This is a genomic window from bacterium CG_4_10_14_0_2_um_filter_33_32, assembly GCA_002792735.1.
Lineage (GTDB): Bacteria > Patescibacteriota > CPR2_A > CG2-30-33-46 > CG2-30-33-46 > CG2-30-33-46.
The window spans coordinates 1-10,959 of the sequence record PFOW01000021.1; the positions used below are offsets into that span (position 1 = coordinate 1).

13 protein-coding genes and 3 tRNA genes are annotated in these 10,959 nt (G+C 32.9%); 15 read left to right on the plus strand and 1 reads right to left on the minus strand.

Annotated features, from left to right (window positions below):
• The first annotated feature begins 165 nt into the window (after positions 1-165).
• From COX95_01515 to COX95_01585, 15 genes are all read left to right on the plus strand, one after another.
• Positions 166-528, plus strand: coding sequence for a hypothetical protein (locus tag COX95_01515; protein ID PIZ86353.1), 363 nt, complete (start codon positions 166-168; stop codon positions 526-528).
• Between the two features lie 2 nt (positions 529-530).
• Entirely contained in the window at positions 531-1,082 is a 552-nt protein-coding gene (locus tag COX95_01520; protein PIZ86354.1) for a phosphohydrolase, read from the plus strand.
• A 16-nt stretch (positions 1,083-1,098) separates the two neighbouring features.
• Positions 1,099-2,202 (plus strand): hypothetical protein, encoded by a 1,104-nt coding sequence (locus COX95_01525; GenBank protein ID PIZ86355.1) that lies wholly within the window; start codon positions 1,099-1,101, stop codon positions 2,200-2,202.
• Between the two features lie 3 nt (positions 2,203-2,205).
• Complete coding sequence (locus COX95_01530) at positions 2,206-2,448, plus strand: hypothetical protein (GenBank protein PIZ86356.1); 243 nt, start codon at positions 2,206-2,208, stop codon at positions 2,446-2,448.
• On the plus strand, positions 2,445-3,188 hold the full coding sequence (locus COX95_01535; GenBank protein PIZ86357.1) for a hypothetical protein: 744 nt from the start codon (positions 2,445-2,447) through the stop codon (positions 3,186-3,188). Before COX95_01530 ends, COX95_01535 begins: the two co-directional genes overlap by 4 nt.
• A gap of 67 nt (positions 3,189-3,255) precedes the next feature.
• Positions 3,256-3,329: transfer RNA gene (locus COX95_01540), tRNA-Gly, on the plus strand.
• Between the two features lie 113 nt (positions 3,330-3,442).
• A tRNA-Thr gene (locus tag COX95_01545) sits at positions 3,443-3,517 on the plus strand.
• A 26-nt stretch (positions 3,518-3,543) separates the two neighbouring features.
• Positions 3,544-3,936, plus strand: coding sequence for a hypothetical protein (locus COX95_01550; GenBank protein ID PIZ86358.1), 393 nt, complete (start codon positions 3,544-3,546; stop codon positions 3,934-3,936).
• Complete coding sequence (locus COX95_01555; protein ID PIZ86359.1) at positions 3,933-5,624, plus strand: hypothetical protein; 1,692 nt, start codon at positions 3,933-3,935, stop codon at positions 5,622-5,624. The genes COX95_01550 and COX95_01555 overlap by 4 nt, the downstream gene beginning before the upstream one ends.
• Before the next feature lie 132 nt (positions 5,625-5,756).
• Complete coding sequence (locus tag COX95_01560) at positions 5,757-6,803, plus strand: undecaprenyl-phosphate alpha-N-acetylglucosaminyl 1-phosphate transferase (protein ID PIZ86360.1); 1,047 nt, start codon at positions 5,757-5,759, stop codon at positions 6,801-6,803.
• Positions 6,804-6,853: 50 nt separating this feature from the next.
• Complete coding sequence (locus COX95_01565) at positions 6,854-7,216, plus strand: hypothetical protein (GenBank protein PIZ86361.1); 363 nt, start codon at positions 6,854-6,856, stop codon at positions 7,214-7,216.
• 62 nt (positions 7,217-7,278) lie between these two features.
• Positions 7,279-7,956: a 50S ribosomal protein L25 gene (locus COX95_01570; GenBank protein PIZ86362.1), complete on the plus strand. Its 678-nt coding sequence runs from the start codon at positions 7,279-7,281 to the stop codon at positions 7,954-7,956.
• Positions 7,957-8,000: 44 nt separating this feature from the next.
• Positions 8,001-8,561, plus strand: coding sequence for a hypothetical protein (locus tag COX95_01575; protein PIZ86363.1), 561 nt, complete (start codon positions 8,001-8,003; stop codon positions 8,559-8,561).
• Positions 8,554-9,288, plus strand: coding sequence for a ZIP family magnesium transporter (locus COX95_01580; protein ID PIZ86364.1), 735 nt, complete (start codon positions 8,554-8,556; stop codon positions 9,286-9,288). The genes COX95_01575 and COX95_01580 overlap by 8 nt, the downstream gene beginning before the upstream one ends.
• 3 nt (positions 9,289-9,291) lie before the next feature.
• Positions 9,292-10,332: a hypothetical protein gene (locus tag COX95_01585; GenBank protein ID PIZ86365.1), complete on the plus strand. Its 1,041-nt coding sequence runs from the start codon at positions 9,292-9,294 to the stop codon at positions 10,330-10,332.
• Positions 10,333-10,723: 391 nt separating this feature from the next.
• On the opposite strand, the gene COX95_01590 is transcribed toward COX95_01585, so the two are convergent.
• Positions 10,724-10,800, minus strand: a tRNA-Asp gene (locus tag COX95_01590).
• Positions 10,801-10,959 lie beyond the last annotated feature (159 nt).

Consider the following 10,959-nt stretch of genomic DNA (forward strand, 5'->3'; position numbering starts at 1 on the left):
GAGCAATTATACTAGCAAAATACGAACATCGCGTCAATACCATTTTTATGTATTTCCTCGATCCATTATCCAAAATTACCTTAAAATATGTTATTAAGTAAAATATTCCCTGTAGCAGAAACAAAGCTTTTTAATTATAATAAATAAAGATAATATGGAAATTTAATGGATAAAATAGGTTTAAAGTTCCTACTTAAAAATGGCACATACTACTCTGACGTTATTAATACTAATATCTTAAAGATTGTTAAGCTAATCAAAAGCAAAAAAGCCAGATTCATTACTGCAACATGCTTCCAGAATGCCGATCAGTTTTTGATTTATTACCATTTTGAAGCTAGCAAACAGATCTATACCCTAAAAACAGTTATAAAAAACGATAAAGCTAAATCTATCTCATCTGTTTATCCTACAGCTTCATGGATTGAACGGGAAATAACAGATTTATACGGAATAGAATTCCAAGGAAAAGAATATAAACCGCTCCTATTAACTCCTGAATTTAATCATCCATTTAGGGAGAATTAATTATGACTAGAGAAGAAGCATTTAAAATAGTTGAAGAAAATCTTGGCAATAAAAACTTGATCAAGCACAGTTTGGCAGTAGAAGCTGTAATGAAAGCATTTGGTGAATATTTTAACGAAAATTCTGAAAAATGGGCTCTAGCAGGACTGTTGCATGATATAGATTACGAACAAACCGCTAATGATCCCCAAAGCCATACCTTGATTACGGCCAAAATATTAGAAGAAAAAGAAGTTGATAAAGAAATAATCGACATAATTAAGGCCCATAATCATATGCTTGATATCCCAAGAGACAGTAAAGCACGAAAACTTATCATCTCAATTGATCCTATTACCGGATTAATCGTAGCTTGCGCCTTAATTCATCCTGACAAAAAATTAGCTTCAATAGATACTCAATTCGTTTTAAACCGCTTTAAAGAAAAGAGTTTTGCAGCAGGTGCAAATAGGGAAGATATCAAAAAATGTGAGGAGTTAGATATTAGTTTGGACAAATTCGTCGAAATATCACTTAAATCAATGCAAAATATAAGTCAGGAATTAGGTCTATAGAGGGATCATAACCAAAATGAGCAAAAACAACCCCCCAAAAGCAATAAAAACCATAAAAGTAGGCCCAAAAGACATATCTTTTGAAGAACCATTCATTGTACACTTAACAACAGCTAATAATAAGATAAAAGATGCAGAAATTGAGCTTGGCTTCCTTCATAGAGGTATAGAAAAGATTGCTACGAGGAAAAATTACTATCAGAATTTAGGCTTAGTAGAGCGTATTTGTGGTTATTGCTCGTTCACACACTCGTTAGCCTATGTTCAGGCAGTAGAAAATGCCACGGAGATCAAAGTCCCTGATCGTGCACGCTATATTAGAACAATCGTAGCAGAGCTAGAAAGGCTTCATTCCCATTTATTATGGGCTGATTTGGTTACCGATAGACTCGGCTTTGAACCATTTTCATCTCATTTGTCTCACATCAGAGAAGGTATTTTGGACATTTTAATGCACGTTACGGGTGGCAGAATAATGTACGAAATAAATACTATGGGCGGTATCCTAAAAGATGTAGGCGACATACAACCAATTCTTAAACAAATTGATTATTTAGACGACATCATAAAAGATGTCCTTAATATTTTTGAAAAAAATAAAGAGGTTAAAGAAAACACTAAAGGATTAGGAATTTTACCAAGAGAAAAAGCTGTATATTTAGGCGTTGTAGGTCCTACGGCAAGAGCCTCCGGAGTTAAAATGGACGTTCGTAAAGATACTCCATACGCTGCTTATGCTGAGACACAGAGCAAAAATTACATTATTTCAAATGATTGCGATAGCTATGCAAGAATTTATATAAGATTTTTAGAACTGCAGGAAAGCCTAGATATAATAAAAAAAGCTTGCATTGATTTACCTAAAGGTCCGATATCCTCTCAAGAAGGCAGAATTTTCCCACAAATCGGCGAAGGCATCGGCCGAGTTGAAGCTCCCCGCGGTGAACTTTTCCATTATATAATTACAGGCTCCGGAGACACTCCAAAAAGGCTTAAAGTTAAACCACCAACATATTCAAACCTACCAGCCTTAAAAGAAATGTTAATTGGAGAAGATAAAAACAAGGCACAATTGATAATAGCTTCAATAGATCCTTGCTTCTCCTGTACAGAAAGGTAAATTATGCATGAATTGTATATAGCCGAAAAATTAATAAAAGAAGTAGAAAAAATTGCAGAAGGAAGCAAATCAGAAAAAGTATTAGAAGTTAACGTAGCCATACCCGAAGATGAACATTTTACCGAAAAAGAATTCACCGATATATTAAAAGTACAATCCGAAGGAACATCAATAAATGATGCTAAATTTAATGTAGTTACAGAAAAAACTAGCAAGGTTTATGTAAAGGACATAAAAGTCTTATGAAAAAACCAAAGGAGCTAAATGTCTATTATCTTAATGTAGGAAGCTGCAATGGTTGTGATATTGAATTGGCGGCTGGCGTACTTTTAAATGAGTCAAAAGATATAGTAAAAGCTGTTTTAGATCCTAAAAAGGCAGATATTACCATTTTCACAGGAATTTTAACTAAAAAAATAAAACCTTATTTCTTAAATGTTTTAAAAAAACTACCTCCTAAAGCTAAGAAGGTTGCTTTTGGAAGTTGTGCAATCTCCGGTAATGCTTTTTCATCCGCTTATACATTTGCCGGACCCGTTGATAGTCATACAAAAATAGATTTATATATAAACGGTTGTCCTCCGAAAGGTGATGAATATCTAAGAGGAGTCTTAGAAAAATTAGGTCTTTATCCAAAAAAGAAAGTTGACGGACAAAACCTTAATTACTGGAGGGGCGAATTAAAATTCTTTCCAGAAAAATGTATCGGCTGCATGACTTGCGTATATTATTGTCCAGCTCAAACCATCAAAGTTAATCCTGCGAAAAAAGGCTTTTCCGCCCAAGGCGGACCAGCCTTGGGCTGGGAATTGTCTTATAACTTTGAAAAGTGCTTTTTCTGTTCCATGTGCCAAAGAAAATGCCCAACTGGAGCGATTACTTTAACTCATAATCCTTTAATGATAAAAAATAAAAAAGACTTTGTTACCAAGGGAGATGTTACAAAAGGAAGAGTAAGCGCAAAAATAGATCCGACCAAAATTTAATCGCATAAAAGCAATTAAAAGAAGATGTAGTATAATTATATGTACATCTTTTTTAAATTCTTAATTAGCGGGATTAGTATAGTGGCAGTACATGACCTTCCCAAGGTTAGGGCGCCAGTTCGATCCTGGTATCCCGCTCCATAATTTATAATCATTAATCAAATGAAATCAATAAAATCATCAACAACTATTCTTGGAGCTGGCTTCATTATTATAAGCATTATTTATCTTACATATTCTCAAACTAAAAAAGTGCCGATGTAGCTCAGTGGCAGAGCAACTCTTTCGTAAAGAGTAGGTCGTCGGTTCAATCCCGACCATCGGCTCCATTTATAAAATCTGGTACAATAAGAACATGAATCTAAAAGATTTTTACGCTGTGAAATTAATAAAGTATGTTTATCGAAGGTTTTTTGAAAAAAATCCTTTGATTCTTTTTTTTATTTTCGCTGTAATATTTAATTTGATTACTTGGGGCATAGCTTCTATAAAAGGACGACCGGAAAACTATCTTATCCCTTTGCATTACCTGCCGATCAAAGGAATAGATAAAACCGGACCATGGTATTACATTTACGGAATCCCTTTGTCAGGAACAATTATACTAATCATTAATTCTTTAATTATTTTCATGATGAGTAAAAGAAATCTTATTAATGTTTCCTATTTATTAGCTTCAGCTACTATATTCATAGAAATGTTTTTCATTATAGCAATTAATTTCCTTGTTTTCAAAGTACAAATATGAAAAAAATAACAGACATTACTAACCCTGGCGAATATCACCTAAGAAGAATGTGGGAAATTATACCAGGTCTTTTAACTTGGTCTGCATTATTTGCTCCAGTTATCCTTTCGCTAATTGCACCCTCTATCGTTGCATTTTTTGTAATATGTTTTGACTTATTTTGGCTTTTTAGAGCTTTTTATATGTCCAGAAATTTATTATATGCCTATAACCGCTTGAACATGGAACAAAATATTGACTGGCTTTCAAGACTAGAGGAAACACAAAATCTATATAAAACCCAGGAACAGGTTAAAAAAGAAATAATAAAACTCCAAAAAAAAACTTGGCTTTTATTTCCTTTTAATATACCTCTTAGAATTTCTGCAAAACTTAGAAAAAAAATCTTTTATCTAAATTTCTTAAAAAATTTTTATCAGGAAATAAAAAATATTCCTCAAGAAAAAATACTAAACTATAGAGAAATCTACCAATTAGTAATACTGGCTACATATAAGGAAGATATAAACATACTAAGACAATCTATACAGGCAATTGTAGACAGTAATTTTCCCAATGGAAAAATACTGTTCGTGTTAGCCACTGAAGAAAGAGACAAAACAAATGCCACAATAAATGCTTTGACGTTAGAAAAAGAATTCAAAGATAAATTCGGATTATTCATGTGGACAATGCATCCTAAGGATACGCCCGGGGAAATTGTAGGTAAGGGAGGAAATATTACTCATGCTGCAAGACAGGTTAAAAAAGTTATAGATGAAAGAAATATACCCTATGAAAATATCATAACAACAACCCTAGATGCTGATAATAAAGTTCATCCTCAATATTTTCCCTCTTTAACTTATAAATATATTATTAATCCCAAAAGAACCAGAAGAAGTTTCCAACCTGTACCAATATTTAATAACAATATTTGGGATGTACCGGCTCCAACCAGAGTTGTTGCGATGGGAAATTCATTTTGGCAATTAATGGAATCAACTAGACCTGAGCGCTTAAGAAATTTTTCCAGTCATGCTCAAAGTTTTAAAACTCTTGTCGATACTGATTTTTGGTCTGTAACTACCATCGTAGAGGATGGACATCAATTCTGGAGAACGTTTTTCACTTACGAAGGCGATCATGCTGTTATCCCGGTTTTCCTACCTGTCTATCAAGACGCAGTATTAGGTAAAAATTACTGGGATACTTTAAAAGCACAATATATCCAATTACGACGTTGGGCATGGGGAGCATCTGATCTTGCCTATGTAGTATTAAATTTTCAAAATAACAAAAAAATTTCCTTAACGAAAAAAGTAGTTTCTATATACAGAATCATTGAAGGATACTTTCTTTGGGCGACAGCTCCCCTGTTTATTACATTTACGGCTTGGCTACCTGGCTTATTAAACCCTCAGTTTAAATACTCAGTGCTTGCACATAATCTACCTATAATTACTAGCAGGATTCTTACTGTAGCTATGATAGGTTTTTTTGTTAACGTCCTTATTGCCAGTCTTCTTTTGCCAAAAAGACCTGCCCGTTATACAAAATTCAGGCACATCGCAATGTTAGCTCAATGGATACTACTACCCATTGTAACAATTTTCTTTAGTTCTATCCCGGCTATTGATTCCCAAACAAGATTAATGATAGGAAAACGCTTAGACTGGCAGGTTACAAAAAAAATTAGAAGAGAATGACCAAATCCCAATGACCAATAATATATTCCAATTATCAAAAGATAAATTGTTCATTGGACATTGGTCATTAAGAAATTATTAGTTGGTCATTGGTTATTAGGAATTGGTCATTATTTTGCTATACTTTAATTGATGGAAAATTACTTATCAATTTTTATAATAACTGCGATTTTATCTTTGGCCCTTACTTTTTTCTTTAAGTGGCTTGCTTTTAAAATAGGGGCGGTTGATCAACCAAATGAACGAAAAGTTCACAAACACCCTATTGCCAGATTAGGCGGTGTAGCTATATTTATTTCTTTTTTTTCAGTAATACTTTCAACTACACCACTTAATAAACATATTCTTGGAATTTTTATCGGCGGGATTATTTTATTAGTTTTTGGAATTGCAGATGATATTTGGGGCATTAATCCTTTTATTAAGCTTTCAGGACAAGCCTTGGCTACGCTTGTAATTATTGCGTCAGGAATCGGAATTGATTTTATCACTAACCCCTTTGGCGGACTTATCCAATTAGATATGCTTAAAATACCTGTGAATATCCTAGGAACCACTTACCATATTGTTTTTTGGGCAGACCTTTTTACTTTTTTTTGGATACTGATTCTAATTAATGCTATCAATTTTTTGGATGGGCTTGATGGATTAGCCTCAGGAGTCTCAGGTATATCTGCAATAATACTATTCATACTTTCATTATCGCCCGATGTTTCCCAACCAATTACCGCATTACTTGCCATAGCTTTAGCGGGCGCAGTTTTAGGCTTTTTACCCTTAAACTTTCATCCTGCCAAAATATTTATGGGTGATTCGGGAAGCATGTTTTTAGGTTTTTTACTTGCTATATTGGCTATATTTTCTGGCGGTAAAATAGCAACAGCATTATTAATTTTAGGATTGCCAATCTTAGACGTGGCTTGGGCTATAATAAGAAGAGTTTCTGCGGGACATTCGCCTTTTAAGCCGGATAAGCATCATCTCCATCATGAATTATTAAAAAGGGGACTTTCACAACAAAAAGTTGTTCTATTTATGTATTCAGTAACCATTATTTGCGGATTATTGGCTTTAAGCGCTAAGGCTTTTAATAAATTAATTGCATTAATCCTTTTATTTGCTTTTACCGTATTTTTAATATCATTCTTATACTTTATAAATAGAGAACATTCACATTGACAAATCAGCTATTTTAAGGTATAATTTACTTAGAGTTAGAAAGGGGATCAATGAATAATCATCAATTAGAAGAACTCATTAAAAATATACAATCCATGATAAAATGCCCTAGCTGTGGTAGTTCTTATAAAAAAGAAAATGTCCAGCTGATGGGACAATTAGGACAAGCAGTATTAGTTCAATTAAGTTGTTATATATGCAAAATGCCTGTTATGGCAACAATTGTTGTTTCCGGTCCTAACGCAGGTAAACCATCCTTTGAAAAAGACAGTATCGAAAAAATATTAGATAATAATCCGATTGAACCTATCAAAGAAAAAACCGAAAACCCTGTTTCCAGCAATGAAATTCTAGAAATGCATGAATTTTTAGACGGGTTTGACGGTAACTTTGAATCTTTGTTTAATAAATAATTACCCTTGACCTGTATTCATTAGTTAGTTAGAATAGCCAACATAGTATTGGAGAATTAATTATGGAAAATTTCACGCTTAATGCACAAGAAAGAAATATTTCAGGAAAACAAGTCAGTCAACTAAGACAGAAAGATCTTATTCCTGCAATTGTTTATGGCAAAGATGAAAAAAATGAATCTATAACGGTTGATAAAAAAGAATTTCAAAAAATTTATAAATCTGTTGGAGAGAATACTTTAATTGATTTAAAGATTGAAAATAAAATTAAAAAGACTTTAATTTCAGATATGCAAATTGACCCTATAACAATGGAACCAATCCATATTGATTTTCATCAAGTTAAATTAACAGAAAAAGTCCACGCGGAAGTTCCGTTAGAGTTTATCAAAGAAGAAGAAGCACCGGCGATTAGAGAGTTAGAAGGTACTCTTGTAAAAAGTAAGGATGAAGTAGAGGTAGAAAGCTTGCCTTCTGATATTCCTCATTCAATAGAGGTTGATATTTCTAGTCTAAAAACTTTTGATGATATAATACATATTTCCGATTTAGTTGTTCCACAAAATATCAAAATCATTGATGACCCGGAAGACGTAGTTGTACTTGTTGAGGTGCCTAGATCAGAAGAAGAGTTAAAAGAATTAGAACAAAAGGTTGTAGAGGACGTAGAAAAAGTCCACGCAGTAGAGGAGAAAAAAGAAGAGGAAGCAGGGGAAAAACCAACCGAAGAAGCTAAGTAAGATATTATTTAACTTTTGGTTTCTTTTTTGATATATTAAAAGCAATGAAGAAATTAGAACAACTTTTTGGTTCAAAAACCCGAGTTAAAATATTAGCATTATTTCTCTTAAATTCAGAGCGCTCATTTTTTGTTCGTGAAATTACAAGAAAGTTAAATACCAGAATAAATGCCGTAAGACGAGAATTACAAATCCTAACAAATTTAGGATTTTTAAAGAAAAAAAGTGAAGGTAAAAAAATATTTTATTCAGCCAGCAAAGGATTTGTATTTTTTGACGAGCTGTTAGGCATAATTGAAAAAACAAGCAAATCAGATGACAAGATATCTGATGAAGTAAAAAGTTTGGGAGATGTTAATTTTGCTTGTCTCTCCGGACTATTTACAGGGAACAAAAATACAAAAGTCGATATGCTTTTAGTTGGTAATGTTAAAAGAGATAAGCTGAACAAATTTGTTAAAAAGCTGGAAAAAGAAGTGGGGGCAGAAATAAATTATACAGTCCTTACTAATAAAGAATACAACTATAGACAAAAATGCAAAGATCGTTTCCTTTTAGATATATTATCTAATCATTCTCTGATAATCGATAAATTAAATGGATAAATTTACCTTATCTATCATTTTAGGAATTGTAGCCGGCGCAGCAAGCCTTTTCGGCTCTCTATTTGTTCTTACAAAAAGAAAGATATCAAAAGAATCTTTATTTTATTTTATAGCAGCAGGCGCGGGATTTATTCTTGCGGCTGCTCTTTTAGAAATGTTGCCGGAAGCTATGAAAATTACGCCAAATGCAATGCTGTATATTATTTTAGGATTTTTTCTAATCCATTTTTTTGAACATATAATATCTTCCCATTTCCATTTTGGAGAAGAAACACACAAAGAAGAAATTCATAAATCAACTGCATGGTCTATATTATTAGCTTTAACCATCCATACTTTTTTAGACGGTGTTTCAATCTCAGCAGGATTTAATATTAATCTTCTATTAGGAATTACTATTTTCAGCGCAGTCATTCTCCACAAGATTCCGGACGGATTTACAATCGCCTCTGTAATGCTAGCATCAGGCCGAGAGAAAAAAGGCGCCTTGGCCGCTTCCCTTGTTATAAGCTTTTCTACTATAGCTGGGAGCTTCTGGGCAGCAACATTTACAAATTATACCCCTATACTGTTGGCGGTATCAGCAGGAGCATTTTTGCATATTGCCACAACAGACTTAATACCAGAAATTGTGAAACAGAAAAAAACTACCTATTCCCTTGCAATATTTGGAGGAGTTTTGTTATACTATCTGACTAAACTTCTATTAAATAGTGTAGTAATTTAAGCAATGAATAATAATAAAACAATTATAGAATTATCTTTTTCCTCAATATTTAAGTTTTTTGCGGTGCTTATTTTATTTATTTTTCTTTATCTTATCAGAGATGTGCTCACTATATTTCTAGTAGCATTAATATTTGTAGCGGCACTAAGGCCAACTGTTAGATATCTAAAAAAAACTGGGATACCTGCAAGTATATCTGTCCTTTCTATTTATATTATTGTTTTTGGTATTATTGGATTATTGATTTCTATTATAGTGCCTCAATTATCATCTCAAATTAAAGAACTATCATCAGATATTCCTAGATTTATTGAAAGAATAAATAATACCTTCGGTAAAATTCCAGAACATGAACGAATAGCTCAAAGCATTCAGCAAAGCCTTAGTAATATATCGGAAAATATGACTGGCTTTGCAATCAATATGCTATCAGCAGTTTCTAGATTTTTTGGCGGACTTATAAGCTTCTTTGTTATCCTTGTATTGGTTTTTTATATGTCAATTGCTGAAGATGAAACAATAAATTATATTAAATCGTTATTTCCAAAAAAGTATGAAGAAAAAGCTAGTATTATTGTTGAAAAAATCCATAAAAAAATTGGAAGTTGGACAAGAGGAGAAGTAATATTACTTTTCACAATAGGTATTCTAAGTTTTATTGGGTTAAAAATTTTAGGAATTAAATTCGCTTTAACTTTAGCGATAATTGCGGGTATCTTTGAATTAATTCCTGTTATCGGTCCGGTAATCTCAGCTATTCCGGCTATTTTTATAGCTTTCACACAAGAACCAGTTTTAGGACTAGCCGTTCTTATTCTATACATAGGAATACAGCAAGCTGAAAATCATATATTGGTTCCTGTAGTTATGAAAAAGGCAACAGGATTATCACCGATTGTTATAATACTTTCTTTATTAATTGGAGCAAAACTATTAGGCTTTATCGGGGTATTAATATCTGTACCTACGGCTGTAATATTATCGGTATTTCTAGAAGAATTAGTTACTGGAGACATTAAAGAAAAAGATATCCCAAAATTATAAATTCTTATTTTGATCTTTCTGCACACCTTTTGAAAAGGCGCATAAAAAACAGGTTTTTTGAAAGCGGTTCCAATTTCATAGTTGGAATCAGAACCTGCTCAACCTGAAACAAAGAGAGTAATAACATCTCTTTGTAAAGGCGGCCTCTTCTTAGAGACCGTTCAGGTTCGAAAGCTTGAAAAATACTTGTTTTTCGGCTTTTCAAGGTAGTGGGCGATTTTACGCAACTTTTCTAAAAAGTTGCAAAAAGATATTTTGGGTACTTTTAAAAAATATCTGATTATAGAAACACAAAAAAAGACACCATTTTGATGTCAATCACTATTCTCAAGCTCTACTAATTATGTTTAACTCATTTTTCAAGGTAACATATAAAGACTTGTAATTAAAATGGCGGGGACGACCGGGCTCGAACCGGCGACCTTCTGCGTGACAGGCAGACGCTCTAACCAACTGAGCTACGCCCCCAAAATAATAAGTTATTTTAAAGTCTACAGATGTAAATTCTAATATAAAAGTAAGTTTTATTCAACATATTGTACGCGTCACGCACATTTGAGACTCCGGAACAGTTTTTATTAAATAATCAATGGGTGAAATATTACCCAAAGATTGGTGTATTCTCTT

Bases quoted from the DNA above. Each gene is read 5' to 3' on its own strand.
- COX95_01560 (PIZ86360.1), top strand. From the start codon at position 5,757: ATGGAAAATTACTTATCAATTTTTATAATAACTGCGATTTTATCTTTG.
- COX95_01535 (PIZ86357.1), top strand. From the start codon at position 2,445: ATGAAAAAACCAAAGGAGCTAAATGTCTATTATCTTAATGTAGGAAGC.
- COX95_01575 (PIZ86363.1), top strand. From the start codon at position 8,001: ATGAAGAAATTAGAACAACTTTTTGGTTCAAAAACCCGAGTTAAAATA.
- COX95_01550 (PIZ86358.1), top strand. From the start codon at position 3,544: ATGAATCTAAAAGATTTTTACGCTGTGAAATTAATAAAGTATGTTTAT.
- COX95_01565 (PIZ86361.1), top strand. From the start codon at position 6,854: ATGAATAATCATCAATTAGAAGAACTCATTAAAAATATACAATCCATG.
- COX95_01520 (PIZ86354.1), top strand. From the start codon at position 531: ATGACTAGAGAAGAAGCATTTAAAATAGTTGAAGAAAATCTTGGCAAT.
- COX95_01580 (PIZ86364.1), top strand. From the start codon at position 8,554: ATGGATAAATTTACCTTATCTATCATTTTAGGAATTGTAGCCGGCGCA.
- COX95_01525 (PIZ86355.1), top strand. From the start codon at position 1,099: ATGAGCAAAAACAACCCCCCAAAAGCAATAAAAACCATAAAAGTAGGC.
- COX95_01585 (PIZ86365.1), top strand. From the start codon at position 9,292: ATGAATAATAATAAAACAATTATAGAATTATCTTTTTCCTCAATATTT.
- COX95_01530 (PIZ86356.1), top strand. From the start codon at position 2,206: ATGCATGAATTGTATATAGCCGAAAAATTAATAAAAGAAGTAGAAAAA.
- COX95_01515 (PIZ86353.1), top strand. From the start codon at position 166: ATGGATAAAATAGGTTTAAAGTTCCTACTTAAAAATGGCACATACTAC.
- COX95_01555 (PIZ86359.1), top strand. From the start codon at position 3,933: ATGAAAAAAATAACAGACATTACTAACCCTGGCGAATATCACCTAAGA.
- COX95_01570 (PIZ86362.1), top strand. From the start codon at position 7,279: ATGGAAAATTTCACGCTTAATGCACAAGAAAGAAATATTTCAGGAAAA.